15 protein-coding genes are annotated in these 22,184 nt (G+C 47.7%); 5 read left to right on the top strand and 10 right to left on the bottom strand.

The window, feature by feature from the left end; translation table 11 throughout:
* Positions 1-449: 449 nt before the first annotated feature.
* From PQG83_RS18355 to PQG83_RS18335, 5 genes are all read left to right on the top strand, one after another.
* Entirely contained in the window at positions 450-2,285 is a 1,836-nt protein-coding gene (locus tag PQG83_RS18355) for a hypothetical protein (RefSeq protein ID WP_312744163.1), read from the top strand.
* 799 nt (positions 2,286-3,084) lie between these two features.
* Positions 3,085-3,621: a redoxin domain-containing protein gene (locus PQG83_RS18350; RefSeq protein ID WP_312744161.1), complete on the top strand. Its 537-nt coding sequence runs from the start codon at positions 3,085-3,087 to the stop codon at positions 3,619-3,621.
* 42 nt (positions 3,622-3,663) lie between these two features.
* Entirely contained in the window at positions 3,664-3,870 is a 207-nt protein-coding gene (locus PQG83_RS18345) for a hypothetical protein (protein ID WP_312744159.1), read from the top strand.
* Between the two features lie 85 nt (positions 3,871-3,955).
* On the top strand, positions 3,956-4,090 hold the full coding sequence (locus tag PQG83_RS18340; protein WP_312744157.1) for a hypothetical protein: 135 nt from the start codon (positions 3,956-3,958) through the stop codon (positions 4,088-4,090).
* A 1,654-nt stretch (positions 4,091-5,744) separates the two neighbouring features.
* The gene (locus PQG83_RS18335; RefSeq protein WP_312744155.1) at positions 5,745-6,905 is read left to right on the top strand and encodes a PIN/TRAM domain-containing protein; all 1,161 of its coding nucleotides are present in this window, start codon (positions 5,745-5,747) and stop codon (positions 6,903-6,905) included.
* 964 nt (positions 6,906-7,869) lie between these two features.
* On the opposite strand, the gene glnD is transcribed toward PQG83_RS18335, so the two are convergent.
* The 10 genes from glnD to rpoN form a co-directional block, all read right to left on the bottom strand.
* Positions 7,870-10,575, bottom strand: coding sequence for a [protein-PII] uridylyltransferase (gene glnD, locus PQG83_RS18330; RefSeq protein ID WP_312744153.1), 2,706 nt, complete (start codon positions 10,573-10,575; stop codon positions 7,870-7,872).
* Positions 10,576-10,618: 43 nt separating this feature from the next.
* Positions 10,619-12,409, bottom strand: coding sequence for an NAD+ synthase (locus PQG83_RS18325; RefSeq protein WP_312744152.1), 1,791 nt, complete (start codon positions 12,407-12,409; stop codon positions 10,619-10,621).
* 174 nt (positions 12,410-12,583) lie between these two features.
* Complete coding sequence (locus PQG83_RS18320; RefSeq protein WP_312744149.1) at positions 12,584-13,837, bottom strand: GAF domain-containing protein; 1,254 nt, start codon at positions 13,835-13,837, stop codon at positions 12,584-12,586.
* Between the two features lies 1 nt (position 13,838).
* The gene (gene aroB, locus PQG83_RS18315; protein WP_312744148.1) at positions 13,839-15,005 is read right to left on the bottom strand and encodes a 3-dehydroquinate synthase; all 1,167 of its coding nucleotides are present in this window, start codon (positions 15,003-15,005) and stop codon (positions 13,839-13,841) included.
* 79 nt (positions 15,006-15,084) lie between these two features.
* Positions 15,085-16,245: a chorismate synthase gene (aroC, locus tag PQG83_RS18310; RefSeq protein ID WP_312744146.1), complete on the bottom strand. Its 1,161-nt coding sequence runs from the start codon at positions 16,243-16,245 to the stop codon at positions 15,085-15,087.
* 821 nt (positions 16,246-17,066) lie between these two features.
* The gene (locus tag PQG83_RS18305; RefSeq protein WP_502572810.1) at positions 17,067-17,657 is read right to left on the bottom strand and encodes a hypothetical protein; all 591 of its coding nucleotides are present in this window, start codon (positions 17,655-17,657) and stop codon (positions 17,067-17,069) included.
* Positions 17,657-18,220 (bottom strand): PilN domain-containing protein, encoded by a 564-nt coding sequence (locus PQG83_RS18300; protein WP_312744142.1) that lies wholly within the window; start codon positions 18,218-18,220, stop codon positions 17,657-17,659. Before PQG83_RS18300 ends, PQG83_RS18305 begins: the two co-directional genes overlap by 1 nt.
* The gene (gene pilM, locus PQG83_RS18295; RefSeq protein WP_312744140.1) at positions 18,213-19,208 is read right to left on the bottom strand and encodes a pilus assembly protein PilM; all 996 of its coding nucleotides are present in this window, start codon (positions 19,206-19,208) and stop codon (positions 18,213-18,215) included. Before pilM ends, PQG83_RS18300 begins: the two co-directional genes overlap by 8 nt.
* Before the next feature lie 402 nt (positions 19,209-19,610).
* Entirely contained in the window at positions 19,611-20,555 is a 945-nt protein-coding gene (gene rapZ / locus PQG83_RS18290) for an RNase adapter RapZ (protein WP_312744136.1), read from the bottom strand.
* A 106-nt stretch (positions 20,556-20,661) separates the two neighbouring features.
* Entirely contained in the window at positions 20,662-22,179 is a 1,518-nt protein-coding gene (gene rpoN, locus PQG83_RS18285) for an RNA polymerase factor sigma-54 (RefSeq protein ID WP_312744134.1), read from the bottom strand.
* Between the last annotated feature and the right edge of the window lie 5 nt (positions 22,180-22,184).

Here is a 22,184-nt window from a genome sequence, read left to right as displayed (position 1 = left end):
TCACCAGATTCGCCCGTGTTTGCCTTAACGTGTTGCCCGGAGATCTTCAAATAGGCAGCAGATTTCCATGCATGTTCGTCGCACCGCATACATGAAATTCGCTGCCAAAATAAGGGCATGGATGATGCCAGAGTCTGACGACTAAGTACGTCTCACCTATATTCCTACGGCCCGAGACTTTTTGAGTCCAGAGCCCATGAGCCGCCATTGTATGCTCATGGGCTTTTTTTGTGTCCAAGAATGGTATGGGCTGATTCTTAATATATCCCGAGGATGAATACTCATCTATTCATCCTCATGTGGGCGAGGGGGTGGGTCTCCTCCTGTCCCCCTCGCCTCACTCCGCCTCAACACATAACGTGTGAGCATACATTCACCATTTATCCAAAAAGAGAGAGATCAGAGAGGATTTCTCCGAAGTGGGATTCATTTTAACGCGAGGAGCACCCATGAACGTTCATCGATTTATTATGTTCTCTTGCGCACAGGTCTTTTGTTTTGCATTACTCACATCAACTCTATCTTTTTTCATCAATGTCCCTCTCGTGTTAGCTCAGGAAACCGAAGAAGCTGATCCACCGGAAGTCACCAACGGGGAACGGTTGTTTCTGGAAACTCGATTTGCTCAATTATTTAAAATCTTTCTGGATGACGGAGGCGATGTGAATGATCCCTTGTCCCAAGGCGATCCCGCTCTCGACAAAGTGGCGAATTGGCAACTCCCGTCAGATCAATATGCCGATGGCCCGTTTGCCGGTCAATCGATGAACTGCCGGAGTTGCCATTTTGTCGATGAACTCCTTGATATTCCGAACTACGGAATGAATACCTATTCCGATTTTGCACGACGGAGTCCTATTCCGGCCCGTGAAGATGGAAAACACACCGCAGTCCGAAACGTGCCACCGCTCGTCAATTCTGCTCTTCCTCGACAGATATTTTTTCTACACGCCGATGGTGAATTCCCGACGATGGTAGATTTGGTCAAAGGGACCCTCACCGGACGAAACTATGGATGGCTTTCCGACGAGCAGGAAGCCGCCATCTCACATATTGCCAGGATTATTCGAGAAGACTCGGGAACCGGAGATCTGGCGCAGGAATTTGGCGGATTGTCCTATCGTGTCATGTTCACCGGAACCGATCCATCTATTCCTCAAGAATTCCTGATCCCTGAAGATTTTCGCGTAGAGGTTTCTCAAGCCACCGACCTACAACTTGTCCACGCGGTTTCACAACTTATCGCCGCCTATACGGACCAACTTCTCTTCTCACAGGATGGCGAGGGAGGCTTCAATCTTTCTCCTTATGATGTTTTTCTGGAAATCAACAGCTTTCCCCGTCGACCCGATAAGTGGGAATCTCCCAGTTCATATGCTCGTCGATTGCTTCAACAGATTAACTTTCTCGAGTCATACGATCCGCAAAATTATTCCCGATGGCCCTCAACCTCTTCTTCCGATGGCCCGACTCTGCAGTTCGTTGAGAAGAATCCCCATACGGCAGATGGCCAGTTTCAATTCCATGAGCAACCGTTCACCTTTGGTCCTGAAGAATTAGCAGGGCTGAAAATATTTTTCACCCAACAGGGTCGACATAAGCATCGTCATAAAGGCCATCAAATTCGGCCCAGCGATCAAGCTCAAGGAGGTATTGGGAATTGCATTGCATGTCATACACCACCAAACTTCACCGACTTCCGGTTTCACAACACAGGAATTGCCCAGACGGAATATGAACGCATCCACGGCCCCGGAACGTTTTCCATGCTGGAAATACCAGGATTTCATCAACGAAATAGTAATATCGAAGCCTACCTGCCTGCCACGGCAAAACATCCTCATGCTCAAGAACCATTCCGCGCTATTCCCACGCCAGACAACCCCCAATGGACCGATCTGGGAATTTGGAACATTTTCTGGAATCCTGATTTCCCCGAATCGCAGCTACCCATTTGGTCAATCCTCTGCGAGGACGCCCTCAATGAACACTTTGGGGTATTTCGTGGCTTCCAAGCCTGTCGACCAGATCGACTCCTCCCGAGAGCTATTGGCGCTTTCAAAACTCCCGGCCTCCGGGATTTGAGTCATTCGGCTCCCTATAGTCACGCCGGTATCGCCGATACTCTTGAAGATGTGATCCGGGGGTATATTACAAATTCGGATTTAGCGCGAAAGGGCTTGCTTCGCAATGGTGCTTCCCACCTCAAAAACATTGCCTTAATTCAAGAAGACATCCCGGCCTTAACAGCATTCCTACGTTCCTTAAACGAAGACTACGAGTAAACGAGGAACATATCGCCCCAAGCAAAGTCTTCCACGGAACTCTCCCAACTGGAAGAAACGGAAATTTCCTTAAGCCCACGGTGAGTCATTCACCGTGGGCTTGTTTTTGCCTACTTCACCTTGCAGGAAGCTTCTATTTTTTCCACCGCTCGGATAGCCAAGAACAAAAAAACACCTAAAGCCGTACACCGGCAGGAACTTTCTTTGTAGAAGAATCGCCCTGGTTCTTTCCTCTTCCCAATCCGATTCAGTCCTATTTTCATCATCAAAGTGACTTGGTTTTCACTAAATGTACCAAATATCTTTTACCTTCAGACCGTTTTCAAGACGCTCAGGGAGGTTGGGTCCATGAGTGGGACAAGGCTCGAAAGCATGGACGGGGTTACCGCAGTGTTGGCAATAATAAACATCAAATGACCGCACATTCCCGGGAGAAGAAGAGCCCGAAAGATAGCCCTTCTCCGTAAGAAGGGTGTCTATTGGTTCCGTTTAAAAACTCAAATCATGGCTTTTCTGCCTTTTTGAGCATAGCCAAATATTTATTTCAATTTGATATTGAAAATACAAATGATTTTCATTATCATGATATTTGCAATCACAATTACAACAATCTGTTTCCATTTGGCGAAATCCAGCACGGACAAAATGCCAATGAAGGCAAACAATCATTCACACGAACAAAATTCCAGGCCGAGCGAGCTACCTAGTACGCACCCAAAAAGGTTGGGGTTCTTTTCCTCCTCCGGAGCGCCCAACCCTTCTTTTTAGTCGGAGGACACAAACAATGGAGGCTATCCCCATGAACATAGGACATTCCACCCTGCCCCACATGAGAGTTCCCGCACTGCTGAAGGGAAATATGATCGATTTAGATCTAGCGAACTTAGAAGGACAATGGGGCATATTGTGTTGCCTTCCCAAACTTGAATTTTGCGATGCCGTGTTTCTCAATCAGTTTCGCAGAACCGTCAAAAAACAGGGCGCCCTCCTATTGGGTATGCCACACCCCGCTCACTCGTTTCAGGGATCGCACCTCCCCACAACCAACATCCTTTCCATCCCTTTGTTAATTGACCCTACACACCGTTTAGATCGAGCCCTGGGGTTATGGAGTAAACCTCCCTTTAATCAATGCCAGACCTTCATCTTCGACCCAGAAGGAGTAATCAGAGACCGACGGAACCATTCGTTCAACTGGCATGGCATGACCCGACTTTTGGGCATATTGAAACAATGTCAGGACTTTTCGTTTCCGCCTGCGCAAGAACGAAACCATACTCCTGCCATCACCAATTTCATGTTTGCCAAACAGGATCTGAACCCAACCCTTTGCTGATACTCACTCGCACATTACCCTCATACCACTCAGGAGACACTTATGCCATCAAGTCAACAACTCAAGCTGAACGTGTGTGACTGTAGTCGTATTCATCTCACCTATGGATCGATTACCCTTCATTTCGAGAAAGAAGAGTTCCTCGCCTATGCCACGCAATTGACCAGAATGGCGGCTCAGGTAACAAACACCGCCGGGTTTCGAAGAGCGCCCAGCCTCGCTGACGCAAAAGCCACGACTTGTCATTGAGGAACACATTCGTCATCCATCAAGTACGTTCAAAGAGAACGTACTTGATGACCCTAATCTGGTGAAGAAATTCAAGGAACATCTCATGAAACGAGATTCATTGATCATTGAAGGGGAAAAGGCCGTGTTCATCAGTTTATCGGTATCCTTGGGATTCGTTTTTCTCAGCATCATTGGCCTGTGGGCATGGACTGGAATCATACTGCTCATAAGCCAATAAGACCATTTGGAATGAATTGACGAATGGGAAAAATTTGGCTTCGGGGTTGTCTAATGGATTTGGTCGGTTTTGGTTGCCAAGACCATATCATGGCCCAGGTTCAAGCAGGAGGTCCGATGGATGCCATGCTTTGCGATCCCCTTCCCATGACCTCATGTCCATAGGCTATGAGCGTACGAAAGATGGTATTCCTGATTATTTTTCCCTTCACACTATTATGTGGTCGTGCAGGTCAGTACAAGGGATCGGGGAAATTGAGTGTCCAGTCAGCATGGATGAACAATGGGTCTTCATTGTAGGTATGACCAGGATCAGGACGTCTCCTCTAAAACAAACGATCCCAAAAAGAAAAGAACGCTTTTGATGCAAGCAGGCTTTCACCAATCATTAAGATAACTATCGAGTGGAGAGAAATCGGGAGCCTTCCCCCGGCCCACCCCAAGTTCTTAAACAGGATTTTTTCAAGAAACCACTTGCTCGGTATTCGCAAGGGTTTCGTTCCCGAATTCAGTCCCACTCAATCCTCCAGATGGAGCGAACAGGACTGAACCAGCCATTTCAGGCATTCGGTCATCATGTTATGAGGGGTAAATATGGAGAGAAGGTGGTTGATCTGATATTTGCCAGGCCACTGATTATGTAACTTCTACAGTCAAGACCATCACTTCCTATCTCAGTTCAGGAAATGCAGGAAGGGTTCCCCCAAGAAAACCAGCTTTTTGACTCACCAATCATGCAATAGAAGGCCTAAGGTTGAATAAGGCCAACTTAACCTTTGTCTTCTTCTTTTGGTCAAGGGAAAAAGGCCAGTTCAATTTGTTAAAGCTAGGCCAAGATGCTTTATTCATTGATTCTTTTTCCAATGATCATCAACAAAATTGACAAATCTTTTTCCTTTTATGTATCATAAATGATAATGATAATGGATTTCAAAATCATAGAAATTAATGACCAATGTCTTTTTGGCACTCCAACTTGAATGTTCACGAATATCCTGACGCAACATTGCCCAATGGCTAATTTGCTCGGACCCAGAAGGTTTTTACTGATTACAAAGGAGAGAACAACATGAAGATCGGAACACGCGCGCCAATGTGGAAAACCCCATGCTTGCTAAATGGCAGATGGCAGTATCTTCCCCTGACAGCGTTTCAAGGAACCCAATTTGTGCTCTGCTGCTTACCTGCCTTTACTGAAAACGATGCATGGTTGCTGGAACAACAGGTCAACCGTTTTCATGCAGGAAAGATCGTGCTCGCGGTCTTAGTACCGGACAATGCCTTTCTTGGAAATTCCTGGTGTCGTCCTCCTCAGAACTTTGGCCTTCCCTTTTTGACTGATCCTCTCAATCGTTTGGGACGTACCTTACACCTCTCAGCCTCGTTACCGCCCCATCGATGCGAAACATTATTTTTTGACCATCGCTGCTGCCTACAATTTCGACTATTCCATGACCTGAACCTCCGAGGCATCACAACAGTGCTGGAGGTTGCAGAAAGTGATTTCTGTCGGAGATCTGCTCAAGGTGATCTTAAGTCGAGGCTTACCTTCGACCATCTTCTGCCACACTGTTCATCGTTTGAGGCTCCAACGGGCTGAAACTCCTCCCCCAACAATGGAATTCTGTACCAACCCTTGAAGGAGAAATTCTAAGATGATTGCGCCAGCCTCTGCGGCATCCCCCGTTTTAAAAACCCAATCTCTTTCCATTCACCAATGGCTGTATCTCCTCTTGTGTCTAAGCGTGGGGATGTATGGTGGTCTTGACCATGCTCCCTCTCAGTGGACCGATGCCCTTCCAGACATTATTCTCTGGGGAGCCACAGGCTTGTCAGTCGGCTGCCTGGCTCTATGGTTAGAACGGCATTTGACCGCATGTCACCGCTCTACCTTGATTGGTGGTAGCCTTGGCCTCATCGTTGCCTTGGCGGGGATCGGTTTTGTATTGATCATGGGAGTGGGGACAGGGCTGCTCAAGATGTCTTCTCTTACCCCGTGGATCTGGCTGCCTGTCTTTCTTCTCTGTCCCTACATTGGACTGATGGTCGGTATTCACATCTCCAACATATTGTCGCTGACCTCAAAAGCGGAACTACCAAAAGAGGCCTCTCCTCAGGCTTCGCTAATCCCATCGAACACCATTCAAAAATTGCTGGATTCTAGCGCCATCATCGATGGCCGGATTTTCCCTCTCTGCACCACCGGTTTTTTGGAAGGTCCCTTCCTGGTTCCCAAAAGTATTCTGCATGAACTCCAAACATTAGCCGACTCCGCTCACCCCTCTAAACGAATTAAAGGGAAGCGTGGGTTGGATATCCTATCCCAACTGCAGGAACTGCCAAATATGGATGTGGTAATTATCGAGGATTGGGAACCCGACATCTCAGCGGTTGATCATCAACTCATCGCCATAGCCAAAAACCGTGAAGCCAAGATTGTGACCAACGATTGGAATCTGGCAAAAGTCGCATCAGTTCAAGGTGTGCTCTCCCTCAACGTGAACGAATTAACCTACCAATTGCGCCCTTTGGTATTGCCTGGAGAAATCATACGTGTCTTCATTCATAAAGAAGGTCAGGGGCAGGAGCAGGGCATTGCCCATCTAGATGATGGCACGATGGTCGTCGTCGATCACGGTGCGACTCTGGTTGGTCAAGCAGTTGAGGTCGTGGTGACCCGATTTATGCAAACGAATACGGGACGAATGATTTTCTCAACTCCCCAGTCCAAAAACTCTCCTTTGTTTGTCAATCTTCAACCACCTCTCAAGGTGGCTTCGGGATACTCTCGCAGCCTCGTGGAAGATCATGGATGAGGAGGACAGATGGCACAATTACCCAACGGCGTTTGTATGATACGACATCAATATTTATTTACTTGGAAGTCTCCATTACCCGAACTGTCAGTCTATCCCGGAGAGGGCCCTTCCCCTCTCCAAACTAGTGGGGGGCCCACCCGCACTCCTGGGTCCCCTACTTTTTTCAATGCTACCTTTTGACACGAATCACCTTAGGAAAGGAATCAACAATGTCATTCCAACGTTGTCCTCAATGCCAGAACAGTACACTTGCACCAACCGGAGCCTTCTGGTGCTGTACGAATTGCGGATCTGCGATTACTTCCCAGGCCCTAGCCGCCCTAAGGGAATCAGTCAAAACCAGAGGCCATCGGCACGCCCACCTCATCCATGAGATCCTCTAAGGCTCTATTGGAGAAAATAGATTATGCTTCAGAGAGGGTGAGTTCATCGCAACCACTGAGCCACGGCAGACACGTGACGGAATTTGCTCTACCTTACGACCAGTCTCATCTTTTGCCCATGTTGCCGCGAAAGCGTTCGTGGCACAGCTACCGATCAGGATCAAAGCCAAGCTTCCACCTTCCGGCCTCTTGGATTGGGCCCATTTTTTTTCACAATGGCCTCTCTGTTATGCTGGTTACTCTGCGGGGCCACACACTTCCTCTCCCGTAGGGAAATTCCTTCTGCATTTATCCGCCATTGTCCATTTGCACACTTCAAATATTCTGGGTTTCATCTCGTTAACAACCAGGGAATTTGAGGAAGATACCAAGCAGTGTCGTCAATTATTAATTCACAACTTGACGATCAGGAAATTTCCGAAACCTTCTCAGGTGTACTTAAACTTTTCGAAGATGCCGCGGGTCAATGCTTAATGGCTAAAATCTGGTTTTTGGCTGGAAAACCCTAATCTATGCCGAAGACCCTCTTCCATAACTCACCACCCCGGCAAATGATGCATGCGCAAGAACGACGGTAATTATTCATCCAGAAATTGATCAACCGCGGCGTGAAGAGTAAGTTGAATTTGCTCACAATCTTCACCGGAAAGAATTTTTTCTCCATGAAAATTGGTCACATAAAAAACATCGGCCACCTGATCTAACCTGGTCCCGATTCTGGCCATATGAATTGAAAGACCCAATTGAACCAGTGTTTTGGCGATCACAAAGAGCAACCCTTGCTTGTCATCGGCAAAGAGGTCAATCACCGTAAAGGCATCTGAGACTCCATGATCAATATGCACTTCCGTGGGATGTCGGCCCGTAGGAAAGGGACGACCAAGGGCCATGCGCTGTCGTCGTTCAACCATTTGGTGAACTGATTGTCTTCCTTCCACGACCTCTTGAATTTCTTTTGCCACCTCCTCTAGGCGTCCGGCAGATGGCGGCCCTTCATAATCTGAATCATGTACCGAGAACACATCCCACACCGTGCCATCCTTCAATGTCATAATTTGCGCTTCCAATACCTGCAAACCCATAGCTGCTAACACTCCAGCCACCTGCATAAAAATACCGGGTTTGGTCTGTTCACGGGTGATCAGCACATACTCCGTAACACCAGATGCCTGATTGAATCTGGCTTCCACATGTGTCGGCTTGACAGGTAGAGCACGAATGGCTAAGAGGTACGCCGCCATTTGATCAACCGGTGTCGACTGAACGTACCGGCTGGGAAGTTGTTGAAGTTTGGCATTCACCCATTCCGTCCAGTCAGGTTCCGGAGAATGTCCCTCGCTTCGATCGGTTTTTAAAATCTTGATAAGTTTGTCTCGAGCTTCGGGAGAAATATTCTTATTCCCATCACCGGAATATGATGGACCCGAATCCCCGGCAAGCTCTGCATAGGTCAGGGAATACAATTCCCCTAATAAGGACTCTTTCCATTTCGTCATCACCTCAGGTCCCACCGCTGATATATCTGCAATAGTCAGAATAAACAGTTTTTGAAGGATCCCGACAGTCCTTACCAATCGGGCAAATGTGACAATGGTTTTAGGATCGTTGAGATCTCGACGAAAAGCCGTATGAGACATCTGCAAGTGATGGCGAACCAGAAAAGCGAGAGTCTGCCGTTCCTTTTCAGATAAATCCAACCGATCAGCTGTTAGGTGGGCAATCTCCTGACCGACTTCGCTATGATCCCCAGGACGCCCTTTGCCTAAATCATGCAGCAACAGCGCCAGATGCAAAATGTCTTTATCGGCGATGTTTCGATATACCTCTCCTATGATCCCTTGGTGATTTTGAAGGCGTTCCGCTTCCCTCACTGCGAGAAGACTGTGCTCATCGACCGTGTATTTATGATATTGATTGAACTGCATGAGACCACGTACTCGGGAGAAAGCCGGCACAAGCTTTTCCAGTAGACTCGCCTGATGCATGGCTTCAAGAGATTGAACTATCCGACCAGGACTTGACAAAATATGTCGAAAAAGCCGACTTACCGGCTTAGTATGAAACCGCTCATTGGGTAAGGTTCCCATGTGCTGGGACAATTCATTGAGAATGCGCGAATCGATGGGGACTGCTTGACGATGAGAGATCACAAATAACCTCAGGAGCAACATGGGGCTCTCCATCACCTCAAGGAGCTTATCCGTCTGAATTGTCAATCGATTCTCCAGAATACGGAAGTGCCCCTCAATTAATGGAGGAGGCCACCATTGGCGAACCCGGTCCAACCAGGATTTCGCCCGGGCTTGATCAAGAAACCGCCGCCCACGGTCAAACAACCCGGTCGTATGACGGAAATACACTTGCATAAATTGCTCAACGGCCAACAAATGAGGATGATCCACAAATCCCCAAAGTGCAGAGAGCCGGACCTGATCGTCGAACGTGAGGATATCTTGAGCCCGTCCCGCTTCAAAATGCAAAAAACACCGAACCCGCCAGAGAAATTCCTGTGCGTCTTGCAGAACCTGATAATCCTGAATAGCAATGATTCCCCGATTCGAGAGTTCTTGAATCGTCCCCGCTCCATATCGGGCCTGGCCAACCCATTGCAGCAAATGCAGATCCCGAAGCCCACCCTTACTTTTTTTAATATTCGGTTCCAGCATAAAGACAGTCTCACCAAATTTGGCATACTCTCTTTCACGCTCTTGAATTTTATCCAGAACAAACCGTTGCGCCCGTTTCTTGATGATCCGACGTTCGAATTTCCGTTGAAATTCCTGAAACACTAAAGCACTGCCGATAAGAAATCGCGATTCCATCAATGAGGTACAGGCCGCCAGATCGGCTTCTGCAATCGTCAGGCATTCTGCGAGGGACCGCACACTATGCCCAACTTGAAACCCAAGATCCCAAAGCCGATGAAAGACTCCGGTAGACAGTGCCTCAGCGACTTCCCTTTGATTGCCCTGAGTGAGAATCATCACATCAATGTCGGAATAGGGAGCTAACTCCCTCCGCCCATACCCCCCCATGGCCACTAAACAGCATTGCTGCCAGCCGGCTCGCACACCTGCATTGCCTTGCTGAATGACCTCCCGAAATCGCGCGATCAGTAAAGCATCCATGAAATCCGAAAAAGCCTGGGTGATCTCACTGCCGGTCGCTCCTTCAATTAAGCGTTGGCGAAGAACCTCGCGCTGGGACTGGAGAACATGAAGGCCCAGAGAGGAGTCCTTGTGTTCCGTCAAACCGGTAGGGGGCAAAGGCATCCCTTCACTCATCGAGGGCAACTCCCGCCAGCACTCACCATGTCACACATTCAGGTTAAGCTCCAGAAAAATATCGGTTTGTAATCGGCATGCGCCGATCCTTTCCTAACGCTCTCGAGGTAATTTTAATGCCTACTGGCGCTTGTCGACGCTTGTATTCGCTCCGATCCACCATCCCCATGACAGTTCGCACAATATGAGAATCATAGCCCATCTTCACAATTCTGCCCATTGACTCATTGTCCTCAACATAGGCTTGTAGAATTGCATCTAAGACCGGATAGGGAGGGAGGGTATCCTGATCCGTCTGATCGGGCCTCAACTCCGCAGAAGGAGCACGCACCTGAATTCTTTCAGGAATAATCACCCGGTCAAAATTGGAGCCCCTATACTCACTTCGCCAACGAGAAAGCTCATACACCTTCGTTTTGGGAATATCTTTGATCACGGCAAACCCACCAGCCATATCGCCGTACAGCGTGGCATATCCCACACTCATTTCGCTTTTATTTCCCGTGGTCAGTACTAAATACCCGAATTTATTGGAAAGAGCCATCAGCAGTGTTCCTCGGATGCGAGCTTGCAAATTTTCTTCCGTCGAATCAGCCTGAGAACCCTGAAAGGACTTGTCCAACACCCCAAGCAAAGCCTTAAACACTCTCGTTATCGAAAGATGCCGCATCTCGATTCCCAATTTTTTTCCTAGCTGACGAGCATCCACACGACTTTCTCTAGAGGTATAGGGGGATGGCATCATTACACCCATCACATTGGACGCACCTAAGGCATCTCGGGCAATCAATGCAGTCAAAGCGGAATCAATCCCTCCGCTGATACCGACAAGAACCCTGGAGAAGGCATTTTTCTTCACATAATCTCGCACTCCTAGCACGAGTGCCCGGTATATCTCCTCTAACTCACCAATTACCGGTGTGAGCCTTCTGACACATGGAGCGCCGGACTTCGGCCATCTCGGCGTCCACCCCATGCGGATCATCGGAACCCGAATGTCTTCCCCATCAATTTTTAATGCTTTTCCAGGCCCCTTGGATTTCCCCGTTCGTGTTGAAGGAATCTGAAGGTCGGTCAGCAAGAGATCTTCTTCAAAGGCTTTTGCCCGCGAAAGGACCACACCGGTGGAATCCATGACGAGACTATTCCCATCAAAAACCAATTCATCCTGTCCTCCGACCATATTGGTATAACTGACCATTACATTGTTAGCTTTCGCCCGAATGGCTAACATGCGTTCACGATTGTGGGTTTTTCCGACGTGATAAGGAGAGGCATTAATGTTGAGAACCAGGTGCGCGCCCCCATATGCTGCCTGCTGGCTAGCGGGACCATCAGCAAACCATATGTCTTCACAAATATTTATTCCAATTCGTAACGGGCCCAGACAGTAGACCGGACTGGTTCGTCCCGGTTGAAAATACCGTTCTTCGTCAAACACCCCATAATTGGGGAGCTTGCATTTGGCATACGATCTTTTCACCTGACCATTGACCAGGACCCACGCCGCATTCAAGGGTTTCCTTCGATTTTGTCCGTGATCCTGGAGGGGAGGTTGAGCAGGACGGTCGGACTCCGTCACGCTTCCCACTACAGCCATAATCCCCGTCGTGACTTTGATAATACGGTCCCGCATCCGACTAATATCGAATAAAAACTTCGGCATGAGGAGCAGATCTTCTGGAGGATACCCACACACAGCCAATTCTGGAAAGACCACCACATCGGCTTTGGCTTTCCTCGCCTCCCGAATCCATCCGCAAATGGTGCGGGTATTCCCCTCCAAATCCCCAACCACCGCATTCATCTGCACCATCGCTAATCGAATCATCATGATAAAAAAAACGTCCTCTGTCCCATCGGAACCGAGGACGCCATTGTCCTTTACGCTAACATATACGGGAAGACGTCGTTGCCGCCCCTTAAGGTATTATACAAGCAATGAAGAATCCGTTCAAAGAATGTCTCCTCAAATGCCTATTTCAATGATAAATCGTCCTAGGGATGCTTATTGTGTCGCCCGTTGAAGTTCCTCCGCGAGAATAATCGCATCGGCAATTTCTCTCATGGATTTCCGAAGATTCATGCTTTGTCGTTGCATAAGACGAAAGGCTTCAGGCTCTGACAATCCCCTAGACGCCATTAAAAACCCTTTGGCACGCTCTACCAATTTTCGCACTTCTAGAGCCTCTTGCATCTCAAACGACTTTTCCATAAGCCGAGTGTGCTCAATGGCGACGGCAGATTGATTCGCAATGGCTTGAAGCGTGGTAATCTCTTCATCTGAAAACGCATGATAACTGGAAGTGTATACATTAATAACCCCAATCGGATTTTCCTTCATGAGCATGGGAATGGACAATAAAGAATGCAATCCTTCCTGTTTCGCCAAATCCCGATAAAAATACCCATCTTCTGCCTTCACATCCGGGACATACACCGGATGGTGATCCTGCACCGCTCGGCCGCTCATGCTCTGCCCAACCTTCAACGGTGGCTTCCTCCGGTACGCATCACTCAGGCTTTGAGTGGCTGCAATACGTAATTCCCCAGACTCCTGGTCGACAAGCATGATCGAGCAAATTTTTGAATTCATCAGCTGAGCGGTCATGGTGACAATTAATTGCAGCACATCCTCTATCAGTCGATTCGAAGCCACCGTTTCCGATACTTGGGAAAGCGTTTCAAGTCGACGCGCTTTTTGTCGCATATCATCGTACAATCTGGCATTGGCAATGGCCCCGCCGACTTGATTAGCAATGGTCAGTAAGAGCGCGAGCGTCTCTTCAGCATACCGCTTTGACCGCTTATGTTGAACATTAATGACACCGACCATTTTCCCCTTACTCGTAATGGGAACTGACACAAACGCCTGATAGCGATCTTCCGGCAGACGATGAAAAAACTTAAATCTGGCGTCATCACTTGCATTGCGAGGAATCACCACGGGAATTTTTTCCCGTGCCACCCAGCCGGTAATCCCTTCTCCCAAACCGATGGATATCCTCCCGATAAGACGGGGATGAGGATTTTTCGATGCACGTAAAATAAGCTCGTCTGTTGTTTCAGAGATCAAATACAATAGACAGGCATCCCCCTTCGTCACCTCCACCACCACTTCCACGATTTGCTTTAATACCGTTTCCAGCTCCAAAGTACTACTGATGGATTCGCTAATTCGGTGAAGAATCTGCACTTCACGGGTCCGCTCCCGAACAAGGTGCTTGAGGTCTTCCATAGTCGAAGGACGGATCGAAGCCATGTTATTTTTTCTTGGATAGATGTGGACGGCTCACTGCCTGTGGAACAGGCTCCAATCGTTTCCCACGAGAGGACTGACTCGCAGTAAACCATTGGCGAATACGTTGTCGAACCAGGGGAACGACCTTGACCTTCCCGATTGTGGTGGGTACCACGCAATTGATTTGACCCTTTACGACCTTTTTGTCGTGTTGCATGGCCCCCCAGAGATCCAGAAAAGTCATGGAAGGCATGGCAACGGGTAACCCAACATCCTGAATCAAGTCGCGTTGCCGCTCAACCAGCTCCTTCGTACACAACCCTAAAAAATGTGCCATGGCGGCTTCCTGCACCATGCCAATTCCCACCGCTTCTCCATGAATCCATGTTCTATAACGACCCCAGGTTTCCAGTGCATGGCCTACGGTGTGGCCATAATTTAAAATGCGTCTGCGTCCCGATTCCCGTTCATCTCCACCCACGACTTCGGCTTTAATTTCACAACACCGCCGAATGACGGTCGGGATGACATCCTCTGCTTGTTCACGTAGGTCATCCACGTGTTGTTCTAAATATTCAAAAAACTTCGGATCCGCAATCATGCCATACTTAATCACCTCCGCTAACCCTGCTACCCATTCACGTTTTGGTAAAGATTGCAAAGTCTGCGGGTCAATAACCACAACACGTGGCTGATAAAACGCCCCGATCAAATTTTTCCCCATTGGATGGTTCACCCCTGTTTTCCCACCCACACTTGAATCTACTTGAGCCACCAATGTCGTCGGCACTTGGACAAACGAAACACCTCGCAGATAAACAGAGGCGGCAAAACCCGCCACATCTCCCACGACCCCTCCACCTAACGCTAACACAATTTCCTGGCGTTCAAGTCGTTGGGTAACCAGTTCATCCAGTATTTTTGACAGCCAATACATGGATTTGGCCTTTTCTCCATCGGGTATCACCACAAGAAATGGAGAAAATCCACACCGCTTTAAGGCACGGGAAACTACCCGCCCATAGAGTTCATTGACGACTGGATTGGTCACAATGGCAACTCGTCCTGACAATCCAACATCCTGAAGCACACGGCCTATTTGAGGCAGAATTTGAGGTTGAATGAGGACTTGATAACTCCGATCTCCCAATGAAACCGGAACATGTTTCGAGAATTCAGAGGTCTTCATCTAGCGGAAGTCACCACAAACCAGGTTTATTCCAAGAAACAATAGAAACCTTCCACGCGAGGAGTTAAGGGCAAGAGGATTAAAACGTGCGGACATACTCTTGATAAGCCTCAAAGTTTCTTTTCATTTCATCCAACGTATCTCCACCAAATTTTTCAATCAGGGCATTGGCCATTTCATAGGCAATCACGGCTTCGCCCACGACGCCGGCAGCCGGAACAGTACAAATATCTGAGCGCTCCACCGTGGCCTCAAACGGTTCTTTTGTTTCGATGTCCACGCTGTCTTTGGGAGTATAGAGAGTCGCGATGGGTTTCATGGCCACTCGTAGAATAATCGGTTGCCCATTCGTAATGCCGCCTTCCAACCCACCGGCATTGTTCGATTTTCTGGTAAATTGTCCTGTGGCTTTGTCGAAATAAATATCGTCATGCACTTCAGATCCAAAACGGCGGGCCGACTCAAATCCCATTCCAATTTCTACGCCCTTCATCGCTTGAATACTCATCGCAGCAAATGCCAAGCGAGCACTTAGGCGCCGATCCCATTGAGCATAGGTCCCCAGCCCGATCGGTACGTTCGTAACCACAACCTCAAAAATGCCGCCTAAGGAATCTCCTTTATGCTTGGCTGCCCGAATCTGTTCAATCATTTTTTTGGCCGTCTCAGGGTCATGGCATCGCACCTCAGATTGTTCTGCATGTTCATACGCCATCAACGGATCATTCGGACTGGGAGCCGTAACCCCTCCAATGTCCATCGTATAACTGACCACTCGCATGTCAAACTCGGCTAGCAACGATTTTGCCACGCCACCAATGGCCACCCTAATCGCTGTTTCTCTGGCACTGGCCTTTTCCAGCACATTGCGGATATCGCTATGACCATATTTGATGGCTCCAACCAAATCTGCATGACCCGGCCGTGGACGAGTCACCACTCGTTCAGTGGAAGGGGGACCAGGTTCGGACGCCATGATGTCTTTCCAGTTTTCCCAATCCTTATTCCAGATCAACAGTCCTAGCGGATTTCCCAACGTTTTCCCTTTTCGAACTCCACAAATAAATTCAATCCGGTCCTTTTCAATTCGCATCCGACCTCCACGCCCATATCCCCCCTGTCGGCGAATCAAATCCACATTAATCCCTTCGGCCGTGACCGGTAATCCAGACGGAACCCCTTCTACCACAGCCATTAGACCTCTTCCATGAGATTCCCCCGCATTCAAATATCGCAACATGGCATTCCTTTTTGGCTCATTAATTACTCATGGCGGTAGTATGTTCCCTCTGAAGAAGTTCCCCACCTTACTGACCAGGACGATCTACCCAAGCCTTTAGCTGTAGCCTAGGGATACGGATAGTGATCAATCACCAGCTCCCCTTGTGGAACGAGTCAACGAGTCCCCGCCGGACTTTTAGGGTACAGATTATGAAGGTTTTTTCAGGCTTTCTCAACCAGAATATTCATAATGATTATTTGATGGTGGGAAAGGAAAGGATGAAGGTTCTTGGCGAGGAAGCCTCCTTCATTGAGGGGGCTGAGGAGAGGTATTCAAGTAGCACCTCCTCCTCACTGATGGTCTTAATTGTCCATCCTGATCGAGCAAGTTCAGATCCCGTTTGGACTAGCACTCGCTTCGATGGAGATACTTGAATGATCGCCTGATGCCCATCTCGACCATGAATCACACCGAGAAGTCTCCAATCCGGATTATTCGGCAAAGGAACAATTTTCGAGTCCTTTTCGGATGGCGCCGTAACTTTAGGAGTTGACAGACGCGGCTGAGGTATCCGCTTGAAAGGGTCTCGTCGACTCCCGTCATTCCGTCGGGAATTGTCCTCAATTAGGCTGGGGTTAACTTGCCTGTTTAGGTAAGAAGTCGATGAGGAAGTGCCTTCCGCAGCCAATACTCCCATCCCCCCCCACCAATTAAGCACAATCCACACACAAATCGAGCAGCACCCGAATCCTCTCAAGTAGGCAGACATTGTGGAGACCCTGCTTCGAGTATCTATGGCTCCAATAATTCGCAATCCCGCCTGACATTGAGGGGATCGATTAAGTTTTAAGCAGCTGCTGAACATGTTCAATACCTAAGGGAGTTAACCCGTGCATCACCAGATTCGTGCTGACGAGAGGTGAATGCTCGTTGTCTGGCCTTCCGGCCAGGGTAATGGAAGGAATACGTTCCACCCATGCAAGCTGTCGCAAGTCATCCAAAAATTGAACGGTCCCCTGGAAATTCCCTTCTACTCTAAGGGCAATGGGTATCGAAAATTCAGAATGCGGAAGCTCGGTCAAAGGACGTTCAGGTTTCCACACCCGAACAGTCACATTCCTTCGTTTCGCAATTTCGATGACATCCCTTCGAAAAATCCTTGATTCAATATTTTCAGGAAATTGTTGAATTCGAGTGGCTAAATCATCACGCAAGCTGTTGACTTCCTTCTCTATAGTATTCAGTGATTGTGTTTTTTTGGTGAGTCCTCGACTCTCCTGAGCTAGACGAGAAACTTCCTCCTGCAACTGCTTAATTGAGTTATTCATCGTATCCCACATCACAAAGTGAATACCCAAAAGACAAACCAGGATTACTCCAACCAGGAAACCGAATCGACACCAAAGGGATAATGACTTCCACTGTGCCATCATGTAGTCACCTGTTGATCCCATACAAAACGAATCAGAAAGGGAAAAACGTCTGATTCTCCTCCTGGGTGATCAAGAATTTCCACCACAGGTAAACGCACGATTATTCCATCATTCTCCAATCCCTCCATAAATTTACCGATATCTTCTAGTGCCAATGATTGTCCCCGCAATTCCACCACCCGTGATTCAAGTTGTACCCGCTCCAACCAGATATCTAGATTTTCAACATTTCGACTGACTCCATTCAGCAATTTCACCGGCCAAGCCTTTTCTCTCTCCTGATCACTGAGCTGCTCGATAAAGGTCATAAGGAGGACTTTTTGTTCATTAAAACGCTGCAATTTATCGAGGCTTTCCTTTATCTGGGCAAGATCCTGCATTTTGATTGTTTTTTCTTGAAACAAGGCCTCAACTTGTTCTTGCAAAGATTGTGTCCACCACCAACTCGCCACTCCAAATCCCACAAATACCGCCACACCCACTAGCCAACAAAACAGTCGTGAATTCTCATGGGGATTAACTTTCCGCTGAAGTGAACGAGCCAAATTAATTTCAATCATGAGGGATTGCCCCACGCAATGCCGCTCCAACCGCAACACCAAATAACGGCAAAGCTTTTTGAAAGCAAGAATCCTGTTGCATCTCCTGAGGGACTTTGATTTTTTTAAACGGGTCAACCAGGGTTACAGAGACGTGCAATGAATCAGCGAGTCTCGATTGAAGTCCCTCCAGCATCGAATATCCTCCTGACAGCATCACGCCCTGCACCACTCCCATGTCAGTTCCTTCTGAAGCATACTTGATACTTTCGATGACCTGCTGAATCGTTTCCTTGAAAAATTGTTCAAGAAGTAGAGTTTCCGAGGCACCTAACTTAAGACCATCATCCGCCCATGCAGCCGCTTGCACCCTGTCAAGCAGGTCTCCATACCACTCGACCTCGTAGGATACTTGATGCATATGCACAAGACGCCCCTTTTCCATCATCACCGAGAGAATGCCGGTTGGTCCTAGATGAATAATCATCCACGTTCCGTCATGGCCATAGTTGTAAGCAACCATATTCACCAGTGAAAAGGCATCCACATCGACAAAATGGACGTGCATCCCTTGCCCTTCAAATTGCCGCATTCGCGCCTCTATGAATTCTTTTTTTGCTACGACGAGAAATGTCTGAACTTTTTCGTTGTCCAGGGCATCAGAATCTTTGTGTCGATACACGTCCCAAACCGCACCTTGAACATCAAGCGGAATATACCGGTCAAGCTCCAAAGCTAGGTGTTCTCGAAGATCCTTTTCCGACATATAGGGAAGTGCCAGTCTCTTTAACAAGACGTGGGGACTCGAAACCGTAATCCCCACCGCACGGGGAAAAGGGGATAACTGTCTTCGAAGAAATTGGACTAGTTGTCGGTCATCCTCAAGATCTGTTTGAGAATTTGGATTAGGTGTAAAGGGAAGCGATTCAAACACAATACCCTTTAGGATAGGGGAGGTATGGCCCGGCTGTAGAGTCACCGCCTTCAACACTCGAGACCCTACATCCACGCCTGTTACATTCTGGCTTTTCCACGAAAATCCTCGGACCCTTTCTCTAATGCCTCCCCAGACTGTGTTCATCTTTTTCAGTCCAACAATAATCGGCAAAGGGCTCTTGACCTCAATGGGGTTTTATCGGGATTTTCCCTGTAAATGCCATCCCCCAATATGATGTCATATTTTTACCTAGATTTATTATTCGTTTTCCCTGGAGGTATTCACAATATGTCAGCAGGACACCACGAGTTGCATTCCTCTTATATTAGGAATGGCTCGATGATTCAAGACTGCTTGATGAGGGGTCAGAATCTTTGTTTCAGAAATAGACTACAAAATAGATGTTAAATAAAGAAAACTCTGAAATTATAGGAACTGATTCTGGCGAAAAGTCTACTGAAGGAAGAAAGGAAACTACCCTGGTGTAGCCTCTTTTGAAATTTCTCGATGGTGAATCGTGACGTCATAGCCCAATGTTTTCAAAGTATCTTTCATGCTTAGGACGATCGCCACCGAACGATGCCGCCCGCCCGTACACCCGAAAGCAACGGTGACATAACTTCGTTGTTCCCTTTCGAACAATGGCAACAAAAAAGTAAATAATTCCTTCAAGTGCTCGAGAAAAACCTTAGCTTCCCTCGTGTCCAAGACAAAGCGTTGAATATCGGGGTGTTCCCCCGTTAATGGCTGAAGGTCAGGCACGAAATGAGGATTGCGAAGAAATCGAACATCAAATACCATGTCCACATCGAAGGGCACCCCGAATTTATAGCCAAAACTCATGAAACTAATTTTCAGGGATTGTCCTTCACCCCGTTCTCGATAATGTTTAATGATCCAGGCTTTAAGGTCGTGGACGGAAAATTCTGACGTATCCAGGACGCGATGGGCTCTAGCCCGAAGGCTTTGTAACCGTTCACGCTCTAATTGAATTCCCTCAATAATCGGCCGATGTGGGAGTAAAGGATGCGGGCGCCGTGATTCAGAAAAACGCCTGACTAATATATCATCCTGTGCCTCTAAAAAGAGCAATTCAACGTGACAGCCATCACTTTGCAAGGCTTCAAGATTGCTCAATAAATCTTCAAAAAAAGCCCGCTCACGAATATCAATTCCCAAGGCCACCTTCTTCACGTCTTTGTCTGGCTGGACACACAATTCAGTGAATTTTTGAAATAAGGCCGGCGGAAGATTATCAACACAGAAAAAGCCTAAATCTTCCAAACACTTCAAAGCTTGGGTCTTGCCAGATCCCGATGTCCCCGTCACCATCATCAATTGAAGAGGCAACGGATCGCTTTTCAAAGAAGATTCAGGTATTTCCTTCGGCATCATGACGCTTTCACAATCATCGGGCATGGACCCACTCTTTGATCCTTAGGTTAGCAGGAACCAGAAACTCAATGAGAACCATTTTTTGGAATATTCACAATTGGGTCTAAGGCCTGAAGTCCGCTGTATAAAATTACGTGGGTATTCGCTTTCGTTGGCTAGCAGAAGCAATATGTAATTCAGCTCGATATTTCGCTACAGTTCGACGAGCAATTAAGATATTTTTATGACGGAGCCTGGAGACGATTTCCTGATCTTTCAACGGATTGGCTGCATCTTCTTGTGCCACCATCTCCCGAATCATCTCTCGAACAGTCACAGAGGACATATCCTCTCCACGGTTGTCAGCCCTTTGAATCCCTGCATTAAAAAAGAATTTCAGTTCAAGAATTCCCTGAGGGCAATGCAAATATTTATTGGTCGTCACCCGGCTTATTGTTGACTCATGCATACCCACATCTTCGGCCACCTGCTTCAAAACTAATGGCCGAAGATACTGAACCCCTTTTTCCAAAAACGCTTCTTGAAACTTCACAAGGCTCTTGACGACTTTCACAATCGTTTTGTTACGCTGATCAATGCTCCGGATAATCCATTGTGCGCCTTTCAATTTCTCCTCAAGATAGTTTTTCGTGTTCCCAGCATCTTCTCCTGAATGGGAAAGGAGTCTCCGATAATACGGACTAATCCTCAATCGAGGGAGACCATCATCATTCAACAGCACGACCCACTCCCCTTCATACTTGACGACGTAGACATCCGGAATAATAATCGAGTTACTATCCGAAAAATAGGGGCGCCCTGGCTTCGGCTCTAGACTCTCTATCACCCGAACAGCTTCATAGACTTCATCCAAAGTCACGTTCAATGTTTTGGCCACTGACTGATACCGTTTTTTCTGAAGATCGACTAAATGATCTTTCAAAATAGCAGCCACCACATTCATCGGTACCGTCGTATGCAGATGAGAGGTGAATTCGGTCTCATCATGTTGTAGATGATCCAGTTGGATCAATAAACATTCTGCTAAATCCCGTGCCGCAACACCTGGAGGATCAAATTGCTGAATCTGACGGAGCACCTCTTCAACATGTTCAACTGAGCATTTGGCGTCCTCAGCTAATTCGGGAAGAGGCACCCGCATATACCCGTCTTCATCCAAATTGCCAATAATCATTCTGCCAATGTCCCGGTCATCCCCTGCGAGAGAAGAGAGACGGAGTTGCCAATCCAGATGCTCTTCAAGAGAAGTCGGTTTGGTAAGCGTTTGCTCATATGAAGGAAATTCTTCTTCGCCCGAATAAGCTTCATCCCGCTGAGCAGGCCGCCAGTCATTGCCTAAAATATTGTCCCACTCTTCGGAGGACAATGGCTCACCTTCCTTGACGGTGGGTTGAATTTCTGTGCCCTCACCTGAAGCCTCACTTTCGGCATCAGACTCTTTCGCCCGCTCTGAAGGCTCCTCCCCCACCGAGGCTTCTTCATCCAGGGATTCCAATGCCAAATCTTCTAAAAGAGGATTTTCTACTAAGTGTTGAGCCAACACCTGCTGAAGCTCTAAACGAGAGAGTTGCAACAGCTTAATCGCTTGTTGCAGTTGTGGGGTCATCACCAACTTTTGAGATAACCGAAGGTCTAACCGAAGATCCATTGCAG

Source organism: Candidatus Nitrospira neomarina (genome assembly GCF_032051675.1).
GTDB lineage: Bacteria > Nitrospirota > Nitrospiria > Nitrospirales > UBA8639 > Nitrospira_E > Nitrospira_E neomarina.
Note: the sequence above shows the minus strand (reverse complement) of the source record. Positions and strands in the feature narration are given on the sequence as shown.